Source organism: Nocardia sp. 852002-51101_SCH5132738 (assembly GCF_001665695.1).
In the GTDB taxonomy this organism is placed as follows: domain Bacteria; phylum Actinomycetota; class Actinomycetes; order Mycobacteriales; family Mycobacteriaceae; genus Nocardia; species Nocardia nova.
In genome coordinates this window covers 1-20,073 of record NZ_LZML01000011.1, presented here as the reverse complement: position 1 = coordinate 20,073, position 20,073 = coordinate 1, and the positions used below count along the sequence as shown (strand labels likewise).

At 67.2% G+C, this 20,073-nt stretch carries 20 protein-coding genes, 3 tRNA genes and 1 pseudogene; 10 read left to right on the top strand and 14 right to left on the bottom strand.

From position 1 onward, the window contains the following. Positions 1 to 219 precede the first annotated feature (219 nt). The gene (locus A5789_RS01395; RefSeq protein WP_227462768.1) at positions 220 to 747 is read left to right on the top strand and encodes a GtrA family protein; all 528 of its coding nucleotides are present in this window, start codon (positions 220 to 222) and stop codon (positions 745 to 747) included. 149 nt (positions 748 to 896) lie between these two features. Then, positions 897 to 2,792 carry a glycosyltransferase gene (locus A5789_RS01390; RefSeq protein WP_064904221.1) on the top strand — a complete coding sequence of 632 codons (1,896 nt, stop codon included), beginning with the start codon at positions 897 to 899 and terminating at the stop codon, positions 2,790 to 2,792. 53 nt (positions 2,793 to 2,845) lie between these two features. On the opposite strand, the gene A5789_RS01385 is transcribed toward A5789_RS01390, so the two are convergent. The 8 genes from A5789_RS01385 to A5789_RS01350 form a co-directional block, all read right to left on the bottom strand. Then, positions 2,846 to 3,289: a hypothetical protein gene (locus tag A5789_RS01385; protein WP_064904223.1), complete on the bottom strand. Its 444-nt coding sequence runs from the start codon at positions 3,287 to 3,289 to the stop codon at positions 2,846 to 2,848. A gap of 172 nt (positions 3,290 to 3,461) precedes the next feature. Then, positions 3,462 to 4,310 carry an NAD(P)-dependent oxidoreductase gene (locus A5789_RS01380; RefSeq protein WP_063010811.1) on the bottom strand — a complete coding sequence of 283 codons (849 nt, stop codon included), beginning with the start codon at positions 4,308 to 4,310 and terminating at the stop codon, positions 3,462 to 3,464. A gap of 128 nt (positions 4,311 to 4,438) precedes the next feature. Further along, complete coding sequence (gene rsgA / locus A5789_RS01375) at positions 4,439 to 5,515, bottom strand: ribosome small subunit-dependent GTPase A (protein WP_064904225.1); 1,077 nt, start codon at positions 5,513 to 5,515, stop codon at positions 4,439 to 4,441. Between the two features lie 273 nt (positions 5,516 to 5,788). After that, entirely contained in the window at positions 5,789 to 6,577 is a 789-nt protein-coding gene (locus tag A5789_RS37575; RefSeq protein WP_082940392.1) for a hypothetical protein, read from the bottom strand. A gap of 32 nt (positions 6,578 to 6,609) precedes the next feature. Then, complete coding sequence (locus tag A5789_RS01365) at positions 6,610 to 7,533, bottom strand: glycosyltransferase (RefSeq protein ID WP_063010842.1); 924 nt, start codon at positions 7,531 to 7,533, stop codon at positions 6,610 to 6,612. A gap of 71 nt (positions 7,534 to 7,604) precedes the next feature. After that, positions 7,605 to 8,411 carry an ABC transporter ATP-binding protein gene (locus tag A5789_RS01360; RefSeq protein ID WP_036497055.1) on the bottom strand — a complete coding sequence of 269 codons (807 nt, stop codon included), beginning with the start codon at positions 8,409 to 8,411 and terminating at the stop codon, positions 7,605 to 7,607. 8 nt (positions 8,412 to 8,419) lie between these two features. After that, positions 8,420 to 9,244, bottom strand: a complete 825-nt coding sequence (locus A5789_RS01355; RefSeq protein ID WP_064904237.1) for an ABC transporter permease — start codon at positions 9,242 to 9,244, stop codon at positions 8,420 to 8,422. A gap of 136 nt (positions 9,245 to 9,380) precedes the next feature. Continuing rightward, on the bottom strand, positions 9,381 to 9,974 hold the full coding sequence (locus tag A5789_RS01350) for a bacterial proteasome activator family protein (RefSeq protein ID WP_063010844.1): 594 nt from the start codon (positions 9,972 to 9,974) through the stop codon (positions 9,381 to 9,383). A 235-nt stretch (positions 9,975 to 10,209) separates the two neighbouring features. On the opposite strand from A5789_RS01350, the gene A5789_RS01345 reads away from it, so the two are divergent. Further along, the gene (locus A5789_RS01345) at positions 10,210 to 11,415 is read left to right on the top strand and encodes a cysteine desulfurase-like protein (RefSeq protein ID WP_063010817.1); all 1,206 of its coding nucleotides are present in this window, start codon (positions 10,210 to 10,212) and stop codon (positions 11,413 to 11,415) included. A gap of 42 nt (positions 11,416 to 11,457) precedes the next feature. Here A5789_RS01345 and A5789_RS01340 read toward each other — a convergent pair whose 3' ends face one another. Beyond that, positions 11,458 to 12,447 (bottom strand): NAD(P)H-quinone oxidoreductase, encoded by a 990-nt coding sequence (locus A5789_RS01340; RefSeq protein ID WP_063010820.1) that lies wholly within the window; start codon positions 12,445 to 12,447, stop codon positions 11,458 to 11,460. A gap of 123 nt (positions 12,448 to 12,570) precedes the next feature. On the opposite strand from A5789_RS01340, the gene A5789_RS01335 reads away from it, so the two are divergent. Then, complete coding sequence (locus A5789_RS01335; protein ID WP_030516842.1) at positions 12,571 to 13,059, top strand: MarR family winged helix-turn-helix transcriptional regulator; 489 nt, start codon at positions 12,571 to 12,573, stop codon at positions 13,057 to 13,059. A 282-nt stretch (positions 13,060 to 13,341) separates the two neighbouring features. On the opposite strand, the gene A5789_RS01330 is transcribed toward A5789_RS01335, so the two are convergent. Further along, positions 13,342 to 14,178: a LysR family transcriptional regulator gene (locus tag A5789_RS01330; protein ID WP_064904238.1), complete on the bottom strand. Its 837-nt coding sequence runs from the start codon at positions 14,176 to 14,178 to the stop codon at positions 13,342 to 13,344. A gap of 95 nt (positions 14,179 to 14,273) precedes the next feature. Between A5789_RS01330 and A5789_RS01325 the strand changes: the two genes are divergently transcribed. Continuing rightward, the gene (locus A5789_RS01325) at positions 14,274 to 14,999 is read left to right on the top strand and encodes an SDR family NAD(P)-dependent oxidoreductase (RefSeq protein WP_063010824.1); all 726 of its coding nucleotides are present in this window, start codon (positions 14,274 to 14,276) and stop codon (positions 14,997 to 14,999) included. A 15-nt stretch (positions 15,000 to 15,014) separates the two neighbouring features. Here the strand turns inward: A5789_RS01325 and A5789_RS01320 are convergent. Next, positions 15,015 to 15,099: transfer RNA gene (locus tag A5789_RS01320), tRNA-Ser, on the bottom strand. A gap of 203 nt (positions 15,100 to 15,302) precedes the next feature. On the opposite strand from A5789_RS01320, the gene A5789_RS01315 reads away from it, so the two are divergent. Beyond that, complete coding sequence (locus A5789_RS01315; RefSeq protein ID WP_227462767.1) at positions 15,303 to 16,298, top strand: alpha/beta hydrolase family protein; 996 nt, start codon at positions 15,303 to 15,305, stop codon at positions 16,296 to 16,298. Between the two features lie 16 nt (positions 16,299 to 16,314). Here A5789_RS01315 and hisC read toward each other — a convergent pair whose 3' ends face one another. Then, positions 16,315 to 17,394: a histidinol-phosphate transaminase gene (hisC, locus tag A5789_RS01310; RefSeq protein ID WP_064904229.1), complete on the bottom strand. Its 1,080-nt coding sequence runs from the start codon at positions 17,392 to 17,394 to the stop codon at positions 16,315 to 16,317. Between the two features lie 174 nt (positions 17,395 to 17,568). On the opposite strand from hisC, the gene A5789_RS01305 reads away from it, so the two are divergent. From A5789_RS01305 to A5789_RS01295, 3 genes are all read left to right on the top strand, one after another. Then, positions 17,569 to 18,426 carry a dienelactone hydrolase family protein gene (locus tag A5789_RS01305; protein ID WP_063010828.1) on the top strand — a complete coding sequence of 286 codons (858 nt, stop codon included), beginning with the start codon at positions 17,569 to 17,571 and terminating at the stop codon, positions 18,424 to 18,426. Positions 18,427 to 18,512: 86 nt separating this feature from the next. Further along, positions 18,513 to 18,602: transfer RNA gene (locus tag A5789_RS01300), tRNA-Ser, on the top strand. Positions 18,603 to 18,638: 36 nt separating this feature from the next. Continuing rightward, positions 18,639 to 18,711, top strand: a tRNA-Arg gene (locus A5789_RS01295). Between the two features lie 53 nt (positions 18,712 to 18,764). On the opposite strand, the gene A5789_RS01290 is transcribed toward A5789_RS01295, so the two are convergent. Both A5789_RS01290 and A5789_RS01285 read right to left on the bottom strand, forming a co-directional pair. Beyond that, complete coding sequence (locus A5789_RS01290; RefSeq protein ID WP_030516848.1) at positions 18,765 to 19,013, bottom strand: hypothetical protein; 249 nt, start codon at positions 19,011 to 19,013, stop codon at positions 18,765 to 18,767. A 1-nt stretch (position 19,014) separates the two neighbouring features. Continuing rightward, a complete protein-coding gene (locus A5789_RS01285; RefSeq protein ID WP_063010830.1) occupies positions 19,015 to 19,563 on the bottom strand; it encodes a TNT domain-containing protein in 549 nt (182 codons plus the stop codon). 319 nt (positions 19,564 to 19,882) lie between these two features. On the opposite strand from A5789_RS01285, the pseudogene A5789_RS01280 reads away from it, so the two are divergent. Further along, positions 19,883 to 20,073 (top strand): annotated as a pseudogene (locus tag A5789_RS01280) (AraC family transcriptional regulator); the annotation flags it as partial.

Sequence of the window (20,073 nt, the reverse complement as noted above, 5' to 3'; positions counted from 1 at the left end):
TCCCTCATTTGATCGGCCGATGAAATACGGAACACCGGGAGGGTACAGGCCGGCGCCCGACCCGCGCCCGCTAACCCTCACTGTGTCGGCTGCGGGCCGGTGTGCCCGCCCCGACCTCGCGCCCTGTGCCTCCGCTGTGAGCCGCCCGAACACACCCCGACGAGCCGCACTCCGACCTGCGTCACGCGGTGGGGAACCCGGGTGCGGTACCGTCGCCGGGTGGCCAGCAGTGAGACGGCGACCGAACCGGTCGATCGAACCGGCGATAGCTTGCGACACAAGGTCGTCACCGCCTTGCGGCAGGGATCGGCCTTTCTGGTGGTCGGCGCGATCGGCTTTCTCGTCGACGCCGGAACCTACAACGTGCTGGTCTTCTGGGGCGGCGACGGCGTTCTGAATCAGGCGCCGCTGCTCGCCAAGATCATCTCGATTCTGGTGGCCACGGTGGTCACGTATTTCGGCAACAAATGGTGGACTTTCGCGCACAAGCAAGGCGGCAGTCCCGCTCGCGAATATCTGCTGTACACCGTTTTCAATGTGGTTGCCATCGGATTGCAGCTCGGGTGTCTCGGATTCTCCCGATATGTGTTGCACCTGTCCTCCCCGCTGGCGGACAACATCTCCGGCACCCTGATCGGCCAGATCGTGGCGGTGGTTTTCCGCTACTGGGCCTACGACACTTTCGTCTTCGCCGAGTCCCGCTCGGATCGGGATTCGCGGGACACCCGCACCCGGTCGGGCCGGTGATCGTGCTTCGCAATTGTCGATCAACGGCCCTCCGGTCGAACTCCGCGACATGAGACGGACATAATGGGTATCGCTCGCACCGAGCCCGCACTTGACCGCGCCCGCGCCGTATTCGGCGCCATCGGACACTGTTTACGAGGGATTCCACCATGGATCAGTCGGCTGGCCAGGCCGTGACCGCAACCGAGAACGCTCCGCGGATCGCCGAGCCCGCACCCGGCGCCCTGCGGACCGAGCACCGCGCCCCCGACCGCCTGGTTCTGGCCCGCGGCATCTTCACCGGCCCGGCGCCCAAGATCAGCGACGAACTGTATGCGGTGGTCAAGGGCAAATCGCATCGCGAACGGCTGTCGCTGCGGCTGGAAAAGGGCGCGCACGCCCACACCAACACCTATTTCGGCCGGTTCGCGGCCAGCTACTGGCAGCGCTGGACGACGGTGACCGAGGTCGAGGTCTCGATGCGGGTCGCGGTCGGCGACCGGGCCCGGATCCGGCTGGCCGCCTCCGATATCGCCGGGCACCGGCGCATCATCGACTCCGCGGACGTGGATTCCGACGGGACGGTCACCCTGCGGGCCCCGCTGGACCAGTACGTGGACGGCGGTGCGCTGTGGGTCGAATTCGATGCTGTCGGAGGCGAACTCGCGATCGGTGAGCTCACCTGGACCGCCGCCGCTCCGGACCGGGTCCGCCCGGTCGCGATCGCGATCTGCACCTTCAACCGGGCCGAGGACTGCGCGCACACGGTCGCCGCACTCGCCTCGGATCCGGAAGTGCTGGCCGCCATCGACGCGGTGTACGTGGTCGACCAGGGCACCGACCTGGTCTCGGACCGGGAGCTGTTCCAGCAGACGCAGCCGCTCTTCGGTGACAAACTGCGCTACATCCGGCAGCCGAATCTCGGCGGTGCGGGCGGATTCACCCGCGGGCTGTACGAGGTGTCGGCGGCGAACGAGCACGCCGACGTCATCCTGATGGACGACGACATCCTCTGCGAGCCCGAAACGGTGTTGCGGCTCAACGCCTTTGCCAATCTCACGGTGGAGCCGACGCTGGTCGGCGCGCAGATGTTGTTCCTGCTGAACCCCGACTATCTCAACGTCGGCGCCGAGGAGGTGCACCTGAACGAGCTGCGGCACGGTCAGAAGGTGCCCAAGGCGTTGCGCAACACCAGCATGCTCAAGCGCAATCAGGAGCGCCGCGTCGACGCCGGCTACAACGCCTGGTGGACCTGCCTGATCCCGGCCGAGGTGGTGGCCCGGATCGGACTGCCGCTGCCGATCTTCTTCCAGTGGGACGACGTCGAATACGGCGTCCGCGCCCGCGAGGCGGGATTCGTGACCGTGACGCTGCCGAATGCGGCGGTCTGGCACGCGGACTTCTACTGGAAGGATTTCGACGACTGGGCACGCTACTTCAGCATGCGCAATTCGCTCATCGTCAGCTCCATGCACACCGATCTCGATCCGAAGGCGGTGACCCGCAAGCTGTTCCGTGAGATCGCCGAATACCTGGTGGGTATGCAGTACGGCCTCGCGCACACCACGCTGCAGGGCATCGAGGACTTCCTGCAGGGCCCGAAGATCTTGCGCGACGGCGGAATTCAGGCTTTGGCCACCGCTCGCACCAGCCGCGCCGACTACGGCGAGACCAAGAAGCACGCGGCCGCGACCGCACCGGTCCGGCAGTCGGATGTCCAGCTCCGCCGCGCGGGCGGTGAACCGAGCCGTCCGCTGCTGGTGCTGGTCAAGCGCGCGATCCAGCAGTGGACCGGGCGTACCCAGCACGGCGTCGTGGCCGTCACCCGCGAGGATGCGCACTGGTGGCACCTGGCGCTGTTCGACCACGTCGTGGTCACCGACGCCTCCCAGTCCGGCGTGCGAATCCGGCAGCGCGACAAGGAGAAAGCGCGCGCCCTGCTGCTGCGCACCCTCCGAGTCCTGCGCCTGCTGCGCCGCGAACTTCCGGAGCTGAGCCGGCAGTACCGGGCGGCCGCGCCGGAACTGACCAGCCGCGAGAACTGGGAACGGCTGTACGGCATCTGATTCGCGTGCCCGCCCGGTACGTCACCGGGCGGGCCTCGGCGAATTCGCCGCGTTCAGCGGCCGAACGAGCCCGTCGGAGGCGGCGGTGGATTGTTGTCGACCACTGCGCCGAGATGTCGGTACGAGGTCGGGTAGGTCGGCTCCGGAGGGTCCGGGACGAACCGCATCGGCGGCTGGTTCCAGGTGCCGTCGGGTTGCACTTCGGGCGGCGGGGTCTCCCAGTGGCCGGGGCCGCTCACCAGCGGGCATCCGTCGTTGATGCGGGCGTCGCCGTGCGGCGGCACCCACGCCGTGCCCCGGGCGGTGCCACCCATACCCGAGCACACCACCTCGGCATCCACCCGGTAGGTGTCGTCGTTGTCGTTGTGACAGCCGGCCCGGTCGCAGAACACGCCGGGTGAGACCTCGACGGCCGATGCTCCGGCCGCGCCCCCGATCAGCGTGCTCGCGGCAACGGCCGATACGACCGCGACGCCGAAAATCCAGCGGTACCCCATCGCGAATCAACTCCCCTCGATATCGCTGCCGGGAACTCTACCCCGCACGGCCGAAAACCGTTGTGGCATTTTCGCACTCCTGTCGACAGCCCGACCCGAGCACCAACCTATCGGTGTCGGATCGGGCTGTCGGTAGTGGCAACACCACTGTGTTCGCGGAGTGCGGACCGGCTTACAGGAACAGGTCCGTGGTCAGCGGGCCGTCACCGGGGACCACGCGGTACTTGTCCAGATCGGTGATGCCGTGCGCGTTCAGCACCTCGTCGTCGATGAAGAAGTTGCCGGTGGTGTCCTTGGCGGGAGAGGTGAGGACCAGGTAGGCGGCGTCGGCGTAGATGTCGGGGGTGCGGGAGGTCTGGACCATTTCCTCACCGCCGAGCAGGTTGCGGACCGCGGCGGTGGCGATCGTCGTGCGCGGCCACAGCGAGTTGACACCGATGCCGTACTTGCGCAGTTCCTCGGCCAAACCCAAAGTGGTGAGCGACATTCCGTACTTGGCGATGGTGTAACCCAGCGAGCTGCCCGCCCACTTCGGGTCCAGGTTCAGCGGCGGCGACAGGGTGAGGATGTGCGGGTTGCGGCCCGCCTCGGCGGATTCCCGCAATGCGGGGATGCTGGTCTTCGACAGCAGGAAACTGCCGCGGCAGTTGATGTCCTGCATCAGGTCGTACTTCTTCATCGACAGCGTTTCGGTCGGCGACAGATCGATCGCCGAGGCGTTGTTGACGACGATATCGATACCGCCGAACCGCTCCACGGTCTGACGCACGGCTTCGGCGACGCCCTCGTCGTCGCGCACATCGCCGACGAACTTGTGGACCCGACCGCCCGCGGCCTCGAGCTCCTCGGCCGCGGTGTGGATCGTGCCCGGCAGTTTCGGATGCGGCTGGTCGGTCTTGGCGATCAGCGTGATGTTCGCACCGTCGGCGGCGGCCCGCTTGGCGATCTCCAGGCCGATGCCGCGGCTGCCGCCCGACATGATCATGGTGCGGCCGGCCAGTGGCTTACCAGCTTCGGTCATATCCCTGCTCCCATCTGTGCGATCACCCCGGTCTCCATGATCGGCGATCCGAAGGAGCCGGGGTGCTGAACTACCCGATTCGCACAGTAGGGCACCGAGCGAGGCTATGCAACCAGTTGCATAGCCGGTCAGCGCCGATGGCGACGAGGATCACGTTCCTTGTACATTCGCCGCTGCGATTTGCTGATGTCGCGCCACACCCGCTCTCGTTCGGCTCGCAACCGCGCATCGCTGCGAGCGGCGAGCCGGTCGTTCTCGCGCTGCAGTTTGCGGTAACTGTCCAGTCGTCGCTGCGGCAGCTCGCCGGTTTCGAGGGCGCCGAGAATCGCGCATCCGGGTTCGGTGCGGTGTTCGCAGTCGGAGAATCGGCATTGCGCTGCCAGTGATTCGATATCGGTGAAGGTCCGGGCCAGACCCTGTTCGGCATCCCAGAGCCCGATCGCCCGGAGCCCCGGTGTGTCGATCAGAGTTCCGCCGCCGGGAATCGGCCGCAACTCGCGATGGACCGTGGTGTGCCGCCCGCGCTTGTCCGAGGCGCGAACCCCGTCCGTCGCGAAGACTTCCTCGCCCAGCAGCGCATTCGCCAGGGTCGACTTGCCGGCGCCGGACGATCCGATCAGCGCGACCGTTCCGGCCGCCACCGCACGCAGCACATCCATACCGGCGCCGGTCGTTGCCGAGACGGCCAGCACCGCCGCATCCGGCGCGGCGGCACGCACCTCGGACAGGGAAATATCCGGCGACAGATCGCATTTCGTCAGCACCACCAGCGGCTGCGCGCCGGACTCCCAGACCAGGGCCAGCATCCGCTCGATGCGACCCAGGTCGATCTCACCGTCGGCGGCGACACAGATCGCGACGGTATCCACATTGGTGGCAAGCACCTGCGCGTCGGAACGTCCGGATACCGTCGCGCGCTGCAGAATCGTGCGGCGCGGCAACAACTTTCGTACCGTGAACGCCGGGCCGGCGGTGGTTTCGGCCGGTGTGACGGCGACCCAGTCACCGGTACACAGGCCGTTGATGTTGGTATCCGCCCGCGGACAGTCGGCGCGCGCGAGCCCGTCGGGCATCGCGACATCGCATTCACTGCGATCCATCCGGATCACGCGGGCCGGGACCCAGCCGGTATCGAGCAGTCCTGTGTACGCGGCGGAGAGGTCGGCGGTCCAGCCGTAAGGAATGAGACGGTCGTAATCGACCATGAGGGGAGACATCCTTCGTCGGGCACCGAGCCCGCGAAGGGCTCAGTGCATGGGGAGAAGAGTGGAAATACGTGCGGCGGAGCGCTTCTCGGTCCGATACCGGGCTCCGGCCGCGACAATCCGACTGTCGACGTTCACGTATTCCACCTCCTCGACCCTCTCGTGTCTCGCTACTCGGTTCGGTCGCGTGCGCGACCGGATGTACAAACGATGACAGCCCGCCGCGCGGGCCGCAACGTATTTTCCGGGCCTACGTCTTCCCGGGCTGCGCGATCAGAGCGAGCAGGCGATCAGCAACTGCAGCAGGATGAACACCCCGACCACGCCGAGGCTGATGTAGGACACGATCGCACCCGGCGCGGCCTGCGGCACCGGCCCGATCGCACCGTTGATTAAGGCGATCGCGGGCGATTTGTAATACACGTGGGTGCTGTGGCCCTCGGCGACCGGCACGGTCGTCTCGGCCGGTCCCATATCCCACAGCCACTTGGTCGCCACTCGCACGTGATGCTGCCCGGGACCGACCGGAATGTGGGTTTGTCCCCACTTCGCCATCGGCACCTCCATGCCGTTGACGATGATCTTCGGGCCGGTCAGCGCGAGCAGGAATCCCAGCGGGAAGTACGAGGCGTCGACGACGATGCCCTGCGGTCCGGGCTGCGGCTGGAACTGCGCCGCCGGGCCGTAGGGCCCGTATTGGCCTTGCGGCGCAACGGGATTGGGCGCGCTGTAGGGCGCCGGCCCGCCGTTGAACTGCTGCTGACCGGGATACGGTTGCGCCCCGTACGGATTCGCCGGCGGCTGACCGTAGGGCTGCGGCGGAGCCGGGGGAGCGCCCCATCCCGGCGCCTGATGCGGCTGGGACACGTTGTGCGGCTGGGGAATAGGTGGCTGCGAGCCCGCCTGCGGCTGCGGATATCCCGGTGCGGCAACGGCTCCGCTACCGCCGTGCGGCGGCGGCGCGCCGTAGGGACCGTTCGGCTGCGGCGGGGGATACGGCTGTGCACCGTTCGGTTGGAATGGTTGCCCATAGGGTGGCTGCCCACCGTAGGGGTTGCTCACAGCCGTTACCTCCTCATGCGAAAAGCACTGATCTAACCGGGTTTATGGAACTGCTCGCGTCGCCCCAGACGCCGCAGTCGCAACCATTCTCGCAGACCGGCCGGATCTTTTTGCTGTACGAGGAAGAACCAGGAGAACCGCGCCCATTCCTGGGGTAGCAGTTTCCGCATCCCGGGCTGTGCCATCAAATAGCCACGGTTGCGGTAGGTGAAATAGCGTTTGACCGGATCGTCCGGATATTGGGTGTGCATGCGGCCGCCGAGAATCGGCTTGAATTCCGCCGACCCGTTCGGGTGCAGATACGCCGTCTGCAAACAGGTTCCGAACGGCAGGCCCGAGCGCACCAGCCGCCGGTGCACCTCCACCTCGTCGCCGCGCACGAACAGCCGCAGATCCGGCACGCCGATCACCTCGAGCGCCTCGGCGGAGATCAGGGCGCCGTTGAACAGCGACGCGATACCGGGCAGGAAGTCCTCGTCACCGAGTTCGGACCGCAGCCGCCGCCACACCACGCCGCGGCGCAGCGGAAACGCCAGCCGATCCGGATCGTCGATATCGGCGACCACCGGCGAGACCTCCGAAAGGCCGTGGCGCTCGGCGCAATCGAGCAACTTCTCGAGCACGTCCGGGCCCTCGGGGCGGCCGTCGTCGTCGGCCAGCCACACCCAGTCCGCGCCCATGGTCAGCGCGTGCAGCATGCCGAGGGCGAAGCCGCCCGCACCACCCAGGTTGTGTTCGGAACCCAGATAGGTGGATTCGATCGGCTGTTCTTCCACCAGCTCGCCGACCTCGGGCTCGTTGCCGTTGTCGATGACGATCAGATGGTCGATCGGGCGGGTCTGCGCGGCGAGCACTTTCAGCGATTCGCTCAGCAGTTCCCGGCGTTTGTGGGTCACGACCACCGCGATGATCCGGGCCACTCCGCTGTCCGCGGACGAGGCCGCCTGATCACTCATGTCCATATCCTTGTTCTCCGGGACATGCCCCCACCGCCCTCGACCGCCCATGTCCGGGTCTGCGGCGGAGGTCATGCGGGATTGCGTTCGAGTTCGAGCTCACGCAGGATCTGCTTCACGTGATCGCCCGCCTCGGGGCCCTCGTACGCGCGGACCACATCCTCGATATCACCCTGCATGCGCAGCGTGCCGTGGTCGATCCACATTGCGGTATCGCACAATTGGGCCAGGAATTCGTTGGAATGACTGCAGAACACCAGGATTCCGGAGCGCGCCACCAGATCGCGCAGCCGGTTGCGGGCCTTCTTCATGAATTCCGCGTCGACCGCGCCGATACCTTCGTCCAGCAGCAGGATCTCCGGATCGATCGAGGTCACCACGCCCATCGCCAGCCGCACCCGCATACCCGTGGAATAGGTGCGCAGCGGCATGTTCAGGTATTCACCGAGTTCGGTGAAGTCGGCGATCTCGTCGACCTTGGCGAGCATCTGCTTGCGGGTCTGACCGAGGAACAGCCCGCGGATGATGATGTTCTCGTAGCCGGAGATCTCCGGATCCATACCGACGCCGAGGTCGAACACCGGCGCCACCCGGCCACGCACGCGCGCAGTGCCGCGCGTGGGCTCGTAGATTCCCGAGAGCAGCCGCAGCAGCGTCGACTTCCCGGCGCCGTTGTGGCCCACCAGGCCGACCCGGTCACCCTCCTTCAGCGACAGCGTGATGTCGCGCAGGGCCTCGACCACGACCACATCGGACTGATTGCGCCCGATGGATCCGCCGGCCTTGCCCAGGAACGCCTTCTTCAGCGACCGTGACTTGGCGTCGAAGATGGGAAACTCCACCCACGCCTGGTGGGTTTCGATGCTTACTCCGGTCATAACGTCCTCTACACCCAGTACGGCACGCGGGAACGGTATTGCTTCAACGCCAGGATCGCCACCGCCCAGCCGACCACGGTGATCACACCGACGACCAGCCACGACCGCACCTGCACCGGATCGCCGAGCAGGGGTGCGCGCACGATCTCGAGATAGTGGTAGGTCGGCACCAGCTCGACCAGCTTGGCCCGCTCGCTCACCGCCCCGCCCTGGTCGTGCAGCGACTTCGTGGTCCACATGACCGGAGTCAGCACGAACAGCATCAGAGTCATGCTGCCCAGAATCGGGGCGATGTCGCGGTAGCGGGTGGAGAAGATGCCGAAGACGATCGATACCCACGCCGAATTCAGGAACACCAGCGCGATCGCCGGAATCGCCAGCAGCACGGACCAGTCCAGATGTTCCCAGACGCTGAAGGCCACCAGCATGACCAGATAGATCACGATGTTGTGGGCGAAGAACAGGAACTGCCGCCACACCAGCCGATAGACGTGCACGCTCAGCGCCGAGGGCAGCTGTTTGATCAGCCCCTCGTTGGCGATGAACACGTCCGAGCCCTCGAGGATGCTGGCGTTGATCACGTTCCAGACGATCAGGCCGACGGTGACATACGGCAGATACGTCCACAGGTCCTGATTCAGGATCGCCGCGTAGAGGACACCCATCGCGGCCGCCTGCACGCCGGTGGCGATGGTGATCCAGAACGGGCCGATCACCGATCGCCGGTAGCGCTGCTTGATGTCCTGCCAACCCAGCTGTAGCCACAGCTCACGCTGAGTGAACCCCTCGCGGAGGTCTTTGAAGGCCCGCGGGAATGTTTGCGCATCCGACATCAGGGGCACCGTGGCGTCGGCCGGGCGTTCGGCTGTGGCCGAATCGGCAGGGGCAGCTGCTGGCACAGTGCACGACTGTAGCGCAGAGCCGATCCCCGCCGGTGGGGGCACGAGCCTATCCGATGATCAGCGGTGTTCAGAGGTACTGACCGCCTCCGGTGACCGATCCACCCTGTCCGCCCTCGCGCGGGATGTGCGCACCCGGCGGCAGAGCGTGACGCATCTGCTCGAGCTGTGCGCGGGCCGCCATCTGCTGAGCGAACAGCGCGGTCTGAATACCGTGGAACAGACCCTCCAGCCAGCCGACCAGCTGGGCCTGGGCGATTCGCAGTTCCGCGTCGGACGGCACGGACTCCTCGCTGAACGGCAGCGCGAGCCGCTCGAGTTCGTCGCGCAGCTCGGGGGAGAGACCCTGCTCGAGCTCGTGCACCGAGGTCGTGTGGATCTCTTTGAGCCGGTTGCGGCTGGCATCGTCCAGCGGAGCCGCGCGTACCTCCTCGAGCAGCTGCTTGATCATGGTGCCGATCCGCATCACCTTCGCGGGCTGCTCGACCATATCGGCGAGCGACTCCTCGCCGCCGGTCTGCGCACCCTCGGCGGCGGTCTCGCCCTCGCCGACCACCTGCCCGGCGAACGGCGCCTCACCCTGGGCGCCGGCCGGAATGACCAGCGGCCGCCCCTCGGGTCCGATCACCACGATGGAATCCGGTGCTCCGTCCGATTGCGTCATGGCATCCATGATGTCTGCTTCCCGCGCCGAGTGCTAAGTGAACGACGCATCGCCCGGTGGGGGCCCGGTGCCGGAACGGGGTATGCGGTCCGATTTCGGGCGGAAGTATTCTGTTGCGGTTCTGTCCGCCTCGTGTGTGGTTCGGTTTGTGAAAGTCGGTTGCCATGTCGCGTGATATCGCATTGGGTCGGCGCACGGTTCCGCCGACTTGCCCGCTGCCCTTAGAGTGGCCAGCATGACTTACGACGTCGCGAGGGTTCGGGGGTTGATACCGTCCCTGGGCGACGGCTGGATCCATCTGGACCCCCAGGCAGGGATGCTGGTCCCGGATTCGGTATCGCGCGCCGTGTCAACCGGTTTCCGGACCTCTGCTTTTTCGCATACCAATCGTCATGCCGCCGCGCGCCGCAGTGGTGCCATTCTCGACGCGGCCCGGGAGGCGGTCGCCGATCTCGTCGGCGGCGATCCGGCGGGTGTCGTCCTCGGCCCGGACCGGGCCGTCCTGCTGGCGTGGTTGGCCGAATCGCTGAGCTCGCGGCTCGGGCTCGGCACCGGCATCGTGCTCTCGCGCCTGGACGACGAGGCCAATGTGGCCCCGTGGCTGCGCATCGCCAACCGCTACGGCGCCCATGTGCGCTGGGCCGAGGTGGAGATCGAAACCTGCGAGATGCCGGCCTGGCAGTTCGAGGAACTGATCGGCCCGACCGCGCGACTGGTCGCCGTCACCGCCGCCTCGCCGATCGTCGGTTCCGCGCCCGCGGTCCGGGTCGCCGCCGACCGGGTGCACGAGGTGGGCGGACTGCTGGTGGCCGACTGCTTCGGCGCGGCGCCCTATGCCCTGATCGACATCGACGAACTCAACGCCGACGTCGTCGCTCTCTCCGCGCCGGCCTGGGGTGGTCCGCAGATCGGCGCGCTGGTGTTCCGTGATCCGGCATTCCTGGATCGCATTCCCTCGATGTCGCTCAATCCCTACGCCAAGGGCGCCGAGCGGCTCGAGGTCGGCGGACATCAGTACGCGTTGCTGGCGGGGCTGACCACCTCCATCGACTATCTCGCCGGACTGGACGAACAGGCCACCGGTAGCCGCCGGGAGCGGCTGGAGATCTCGATCACCTCGCTGCAGGACTATCACGACCAGCTGTTCGAACATCTCATGGAGGTGCTCGACGCGGTCCCGGATCTGACCGTGATCGGCCGTGCTTCCACCCGCATTCCCACGGTCAGCTTCACCATCGCGGGGATGCAGGCGGAGAAGATCTCCGCCGAGCTCGCCGATCACCGCATCGGCACGGTCAGCGGCGCACACGGCGGCAGCCGCCTGCTCGACGCGCTGGGCGTCAACGACGAGGGCGGCGCGGTCACCCTCGGATTGGCGCCCTACACAACGAAATTCGAGATCGAACAGCTCGGCCGGGCGCTGAACTCGCTGGAGAAGTAGGCGGCCGTCCGGCGCACGGTCGCCGACGGGCACAGCGGGCGTTCACGCCTCGTCGATGCGCAGGATCACCTTGCCGACGGTCTCGGCCGAATCGAGCAGTTCGTGGGCGTGCGCCGCCTCCGTGACCGGGACCTCGGCATGTACCACCGGTACCACCGCGCCCTCCGCGATCAGCGGCCACAGATGGCGCCGCAACTCCGCGATGATCTCGGCCTTACTCGACCGCCCGGTGCCCGGCCGCTTACGCAGATTGGTGGCATGGATGGTGCCGCGCTTTCCGAGCAGCTCCGCCAGATTCAGCTCGCCCTTCGCTCCGCCCTGCATGCCGATCACGCACAGCTGCCCGTCCTCGGCGAGGGCGGTCACGTTGCGCGGCAGGTATTTCGCGCCCATATTGTCGAGAATGATGTCGGCGCCACCCAATTCGCCGACGACTTCCACGAAATCCTGTTCGCGATAATTGATTCCGATGCTCGCACCCAATTCGGCGCAGCGATCCAATTTGTATTGCGAACCGGCGGTCACCGCGACGCGCGCACCGCGATTCACCGCGACCTGGATGGCATGGGTGCCGATCCCGCTACCGCCGCCGTGGACGAGTAACAGTTGGCCGGCGTGCAATCCGGCGCGCATCACCAGATTCGACCACACGGTGGCGGCCACCTCCGGAAGTGCCGCTGCCGCAGCAAGATCCAGGCCCTCGGGCACCGGCAGCACCTGACTCGCGGCGACCACCACGCGCTGGGCGTAGCCGCCGCCGGACAGCAGCGCGCACACCCGCTCGCCCGGCCGCAGATCCCGTACGCCCTCGCCGATCTCGGCCACGACGCCCGACACCTCGAGGCCCAGAATGTCGCTCGCGCCTGGGGGAGGCGGATAGAAACCCTGGCGCTGCAACAGATCCGCGCGATTGACCCCGGCCGCCACGACGTCGATCGCCACCTCGCCCGGCCCGGGCGGCGGCAGATCCGGCACCTCCGCCCAGCGGATCACCTCGGGTCCACCGAAACCGTCCAATGTCACCGCGTACATACCCCGACTCTATGTGCTCGCCGCGCTGGAACGGGTGCGGCTGTGGATCCGATTCGGGTGATCTTGTCCGCAAGTCGCTGACCAGGCGACATTGCTTCCATTCGGGCCCAATAGAATGGCGCCATGGCTTACGAACCGAGTGGTCACCCGGCATCGCCGCCGTGGTTGAGCTCGGCACAGCAGCGGGCGTGGCGCGCCTTCATGGACGGGCACCAGCGTCTGATGGTGGAACTCAACCGCCAGCTCCAGGCCGACAGCGATATGAGCCTGCCCGAATACCGCATCCTGGTAATGCTCTCCGAGGCTCCGGGCGGATCGCTGCGGATGAGCGATCTCGCCGACGGCGTGCTCTCCTCGCGCAGCCGCCTCACCCACCAGATCCGCCGCATGGAGGATCAGGGCATGGTCCGCCGCACCAGCTGCGAAGAGGACGGCCGCGGCGTCCGCGCCCACCTCACCGAGGAAGGTATGCGCCGCCTGCGCGCCGCCGCCCCCGGCCACGTAGCCGCGGTCCGCCGCACCTTCGTCGACCTGCTCAGCCCCGAAGAACTCACCGCCATCGGTGACGCGTTCGACCGAGTGAACACCAAAACCGACCCCCGCCGGAGTTGATCAGGGACGTTGGTCCCGCGAAGTCCTCGCTACCACCGCGATAGTCATGTCGCTCGGCGCCGTGGCGGCGCCCATCGCCTCCGCCGACAGCGCTTCCGATACCACGGCGAAACCGATCGCCATCTGCATCACCATTCCGTTGCCGGGGTCCGCCGATTGGGTGTGGTGCTTCTGAACCTGGGGCCGGCCGTTCGAATCGAGACCGGAAACGACTGTGGCGCCGACCGATACGCCGGTCGGCGCATATTCGTGGCTGAGGCGGCCGCGGAATCGCGGTGTCGGTCAGAGACGTGTCGCGGTGCGGACGAGGTCGGCGACGGCCTTGGATCTGCTGTGTGGCGGCCAGGCGATGACGGTCGTGACCGCCGGTGCGTCCGGCACCGGCACGATCGCGTGATCGTCGCGTAGGTGAGTTCGGACCGACTCGGGCATGACCGCGCAGGTTCGTCCGAGCGCGATCAGCTGGGCCAATTGGGTGTGGTCGCGAACCTTCGGACCGGGGCCGTCGGGATAGCTTCCGTCCTGCCGGGGCCAGCGCGGCAGGGGCAGATCCGTCAGGGTGGCGACCTCGGCCGACGACAGGTGGGGCCGGTGGGCGAGGGGGTGGCCCGCGGGCAGGACCAGAACCTGGTGTTCGGTGTGCAGATCCTCGGTGTCGAGTCCGGCGGTCGTGTCGAAGGGCCGGTGGAGCAGTGCGACGTCGGCACGGCCGTCGCGCAGCAGCGCCTCCTGCTTGCCGGGCCCGCACAGCAGCACCTCGACAGCGACAGCGCCCGGTTCGGCAGCGCAGGCGTCCAGCAACTTCGACAGCAGTTCGCTGGACGCTCCGGCCTTCGTGGCCAGCACCACGCCGGGCCGACCGGCCGCGCGGCGGGTGCGGCGCTCCGCGGCGTCGACCGCGGCGAGCGCGGCACGAGCCTCCCGCAAGAGCACCGCCCCGGCCTCGGTCAGGGCGATCGAGCGAGTGGTGCGGTGCAGCAGAACCACGCCGAGCCGCCGTTCGAGCTGTCGGATCGCCCGTGACAGCGGTGGTTGCGCCATGGCGAGTCGCTGTGCCGCTCGCCCGAAATGCAACTCCTCGGCGACGGCGACGAAGTATCGCAACTCCCGCGTCTCCACCACGTCATCGTATCCGGCATTGATACCCGTGCGGTATCAGCGGCCACCCGATCGGTGTTGGACCCGCCACCCCCGACCGAACCAGGATCGACGGTATGAGTGAACAGACGATCGCGCTGGTGACGGGTGCGAACAAGGGAATCGGATACGAGATCGCGGCGGGGCTGGGCGCCCTCGGCTGGCGAATCGGTGTGGGCGCGCGCGACGCACAACGCCGCGACACGGCGGTGGAGAAGCTCCGCGCGGACGGGATCGATGCCTTCGGCGTTCCGCTCGACGTGACCGACGACGCGAGCGTGGCCGCCGCGGCGGACCTGATCGCCGACCGCGCCGGCGGGCTCGACGTCCTGGTCAACAACGCCGCGATCACCGGCGGCATGCCCCAGACACCCACCACCGTCGATCCCGCGACCGTGCGTGAGGCTGTGGAAACCAACGTGATCGGAGTCATCCGCGTCACCAACGCGATGCTGCCCATGCTGCGGCGTTCGGCAGCACCGAGGATCGTGAACATGTCCAGCAGCGTCGGCTCGCTCACGCTGCAGACCACGCCCGGCGCGGACACCGGCCCGATCTCCGCTGCCTACGCGGCGTCGAAGACCTTCCTGAACGCGGTCACCGTCCAATACGTCAAGGAACTGGCCGACACCGACATCCTGATCAACTCCGGCTGCCCCGGTTACACCGCCACCGACCTCAACGGCTTCCGCGGCGTCCGAACCCCCCAACAGGGCGCCGCGATCGCGATCCACCTCGCCACCCTGCCCGACGACGGACCGACCGGCGGATTCTTCTCCGACGCCGGAACAGTCCCCTGGTGACAGCCCCTTCACCTGCGGTGGGTGTGGGATTTGAACCCACGGTGGCGTGAACCACGACGGTTTTCAAGACCGTTCCCTTAGGCCGCTCGGGCAACCCACCTCGTTCCGGGCGCGCCGGAACGGTGTCTCAGCCTACTGGCGCGAGTGCGGGGATGCCGAATCGGTGCGGAGCGTCGGAAGACTCGCCGGAGATCGGGCCGTCGTGGGTTTTCGACGCCTCGCACGACCTCTGGCAGGATGGCGGCCATGGTTCGTCGCCGGATACGGCGTCGGCTGTCCGGCGCTACCATCGCCGCACTCCTGATGAGTGGGGCGATCTGGGGAGCGCCGTCGATTGCCGCCGCGCCCGCGCCCCCGGCCGATTCGGGTTCCGCCGAGAGGCCGCCTCCGGCGCTGGACGATCCCCGTCCGGCCACCGCGTCGATCGACCACATCGAACCGATCAACGATCGCTGGCTGCGGGTTTTCGTGGACTCCCCGGCCATGGGACGCACGGTGCAGGTGCAGGTGCTGCTACCGGCCGATCGCAGCCATCCGCGCCCGACCGTCTATCTGCTCGACGGGCGCAGCGCGAGCAACCAGTACAACAACTGGACCGAGCGCGGTGGCGCGGTGCAGTTCTTCGCCGACAAGGACGTCAACGTGGTCCTCACGATCGGCGGCCCGGCGGGGTACTACACGGATTGGCAGCATCCGGATCCGGTGCTCGGCACGAACAAGTGGGAGACCTTTCTCACTCGGGAACTGCCGCCGTTGATGGACGCGACCTTCGAAGGCAACGGCCGCGATGCTGTGGAGGGCGTCTCGATGGGGGCGGAGGCGGCGATGATGCTGGCGATACGCAACCCGCAGGCCTATCTCGCTGTCGCCGCCCACAGTGGTTGTTATGCGATGGGCTCGGATTTCGGGCAGGCGCAGGCACGGGCCGTGGTGCGCACCTACGGTGGCGATCCGGACAACATGTTCGGCAAGCAGGAAGATCCCGACTGGCTCGCCCACGACGTGATGATGCACGCCGACACCCTGCGCGGTAAGGCGATCTTCCTGTCCGCCGGTTCCGGTGTGCCGGGGCCCTACGACGGTCCGGGCAATCCGGAAGCGTTCTCGACGATCGGATTCGGTGGTCCGCTCGAGGCCGGCGCCAACGCTTGCACGATGGCGCTCGCGGATCGGCTGGAGCGCATGCAGATCCCGGCGGATGTCGATCTGCGTCCGGTGGGCACGCATTCCTGGCCGTACTGGAAGGACGAACTGCCGAGGGCGTGGCCGACGCTGGCGGGAGCCCTCGGCGTGCGCTGACCGCCGCGGAGCCGGTTCAGCCGGCGAAGCGCGCGACGGTGTCCGGTGCGGTGGCGAAACTCAGGAACCGATCGTTCTCGTGCGGATCGCCCGCGGTGATCCGCACCCCGTCGGCGCCGTACGGCCGCACCAGAACTCCGGCTTCGGCACTGGCCGCGCCGAACTCCGCGCTGTGCTCGCCCAGCGGCAGCCAGACGAAGTTGGCCTGGCTCGGCGGTACCCGGTATCCGGCCGCCAGCAGCGCCTCGCGCATACGTTCCCGCTCGGCCACCACATGATCGGTGCGGTCGAGCAGTTCGTGCCGCGCCTGCAGGCAGGCGATGGCCGCGGCCTGTGCCAGCCGATTCACGCTGAACGGAATGTGCACCTTCATCAGCGCGGTGATCAGTTCCGGATCGCCGACGGCGTAACCGACTCGCAGCCCCGCCAGCCCGTATGCCTTCGAAAAGGTGCGCAGCACAACGACATTCGAGCGGCCTCGGCCGATCTGGACGCCGTCGGCCCGATCGTCGGCGGGCAGGCGCAGATATTCGAAGTACGCCTCGTCGAGCACCACCAGCACGTCGTCGGGGACCGCGTCGAGGAAGCGGGTCAATTCGGCACGGCCGTACGCCGTTCCGGTCGGGTTGTTCGGATTGCAGACGAAAACGAGCCGGGTCCGCTCGGTGATCGCCGCCGCCATCGCATCCAGATCGTGTGCGAATTCGTCGTTCAGCGGCACCGGCACGGCAGTCGCGTTGCCGACCTGCGTGACGATCGGATACGCCTCGAACGAGCGCCAGGCGAACACCACCTCGTCGGCGGGGGAGGCGCACGTGATCTGGACCAGTTCCTGGCACAGCGCGACGCTGCCGCAGCCGATCGCGACATTCTCGACCGCGACGTCGTGGAACTCGGCGAGGGCTGCTCGAAGTTCGCCGGAGGAGTTGTCCGGGTACCGGTTGATGAGTTCGGCCGCCTCGGCGATCACCTTGGCCACGCTCGGGAGCGGCCCCTGGGTGGTTTCGTTGCTGGCCAGTTTCACGGCGCCCGGATGACTGCGACCCGGAGCGTAGGCCGGAATGGACTCCAGGTCCGGACGAATACGAGCACTCACCCCAACACCTTAATTCCTCGCACGTCGCGGCGGCTCGCCGCGGTTGTCCGGGAGACCCCGGCGGTCCGTCGGCGGGTCCGAACCGGCTGGGCGGTATGTCGGAAAATTTTCCGAGGAATGGGTACTTCCGTGCAACTTCTCCCGAATGTAACGGATGCGAACTACCCTGGTTTCATGTCGGGCATCTATCGAGATGAAGCACCATTGCGCGACAGCGGGCAGGTGGTCGACGGCGCTCCGGGCCCGGCGGCCGGAGGTCGGGTGCCCATTACGGTGATCGAGCCGGAGGGTTACGCGCGCGGCGGCATCGTCGTACTCCACGAGTCCCGTCAGTTTGCCGATGTATTGCTGGAAATGATGAAATCGCTGGCCGGTGAAGGCTGGATCATGGTGGCGCCCAATCTGTTCCACCGCTTCGATCGGCAGAAGGGTCACGGGGACGGCGCCGGGACGGTCAACGACCGCGATCTCGCCGCCGTCGGGGCGCGGGTCTCCGACGGGCCGGGTGCGGTCGCCACCGCCGTCGCGGGCGGCGCGGAGGTCGAGCAGGTGTTCGGCGCGGATCTGTTCGCCGATTTCGATGCCTGCTTCGACTGGCTCGTCGGCCGGGGAGTGTACGCCGACACCGTCGGCGTACTGGGTTTCGACAACGCCGGCACCGCCGCACTGCTGGTCGCCACGAACCGTCCCATCGGTGCGGCCGTGAGCGTCGCCGCACCCGGCATCATGGAGCCGCTGACCGCGGAGGCGACGGCACTGGTGGACGCCGCCCCGCAGCTGCAGGCCCCCTGGCTCGGTCTCTACGGCAACGACGATCCCGTCAACCCGGCCGATCACGTGGAACGCCTGCGTGACGCGGCGGCGCGCGCCGCGGTGGCCACCCTGGTGGTCAGCTACCCCGGCTTGCATCACCGCCCGGACCATCCCGGATTCGACATGGCCGACTTCGAGCAGCTGCCCGAGGACGAGAAGCGGCTCCTGATCGACGCACAGACCAGAATCTTCGATTGGTTCGACAGTCACCTGCGTTGACCAGCCGTTTTGCGTCCTGACCGGTTGCTCTGTACTCTTGCCTCTCGGCGGTTCGAAAGGACCGGCGCCCTCGAAAGAAGGCTCCAGGAGGCGTGCCAGAGCGGCCGAATGGGACTCACTGCTAATGAGTTGTCCCTTCACGGGGACCGGAGGTTCAAATCCTCTCGCCTCCGCCACGCCCGGGTAACCGGGCACACAACTGAACAGGACCTGCGCCCGTAGCTCAACGGATAGAGCATCTGACTACGGATCAGAAGGTTGGGAGTTCGAGTCTCTCCGGGCGCGCAGTGGAACGGCCCCTCACTTGATGACAAGTGAGGGGCCGTTTCGTATTCGCATCACGGTGGGGGGTGTCCCATCATGGATTCGTAAACCCATGCGGCCGCGTCGGATTCGGCGGCGAATCGGCCTCGGACGTCGTACTCACCGCGTTCGAAGACGCCGACTTCCCAGTCGCCGCCGGATCCCGGTCGCAGGAACCAGAAGTCGGTCGGCAGCGGGTCGTGGGTATGAACGCCGGCGATCTGGAACCACTGCGGAGGCTTTCCGGCGGCGAGCAGGGCGGCGGCCAATTGCCTGCGATCCATATCAACCAGGGATCTCTTCGACCAGGTAGTGGTTGTCGAGCAGCCATTGGACGGTCGCTTTTCCGCCGGGGTACGGCTGGAAACTGGTATCCAGAACATATTGGGTACCGAGTCCGGGCTGCTCGAACCATGGCTGGGCCGGCCCGGCCTCCACTTGGAACGGCGCGAGTACGCAGTAGACGTGATAATCGCTTTGTGTGGTGCCCCCGGGCGAGTTGAGGTTCTGCGGTGGTATCGCGCGCCCGCCGTACGACTCGCCCTCTTGTGCCAGGAACTTTCCACTCGGAGCACCGAATCGGTCGATACGCTTGCCGGGCTGCAACACCTCCGGGTGTGCCGCCGTACGGCCGTCGATGATCAGGAATCCGTCATCGGGTGGATATATCCACATGGAATTGTCCGGAGTGCGGTACTTCGCAATGAACTGGGCCTCGGTGAGGTTCCCGAAGCGCTGATATCCCGTCAGCAACGGACCCACAGGTGGATCCTGCGGCAACGGGTCGGGCCCCAGATATTCCTGCCCGTCGTAATAGTTGGTCGTCTTCGGCACTGTGGGCGGCGTACCGGGATGGCAGGGCGACGCCGAGAGGGATCCGGAGCCGGAACCGGATCCCGAGTCCGGTAGCGCCTGCGCCGTGATCGGAGGCCCGATCAGCAGAAGTAGCGATGCGAGAAAAGCGGTGAGGACAGACCGGTGACGCAAAGTACCTCCCTGGGTTAGAAAGTAGCTGCGGTGCGCCGAGCATACGGAGCCGCCGTGAGTTCACCCTGATCCGCGAGGGCGTGTCGCGCGTGTTGTCCCTACGCCTCTGGCCTGCACGAACGAATGTCGCGAGCATCGGGTGAGGGATCCGATCTACCCTGGCCGGGTGGGAGATCGCGCGTGGGAGATCGTGCGCCCGCGCGGGGGCGCGGACGGGCTTGCGATGCTCGGGTATCGCGATCGTGCCGGTGCCGGGTTGGAGCTTCGGGTGGCGGTGATTCCGGCGGTGACCGTGGCGGTCGACTTCGGCGGGGGCGGACTCGTCGTGGAGACGACGGAGGGGAGTCGGGCGAGCGG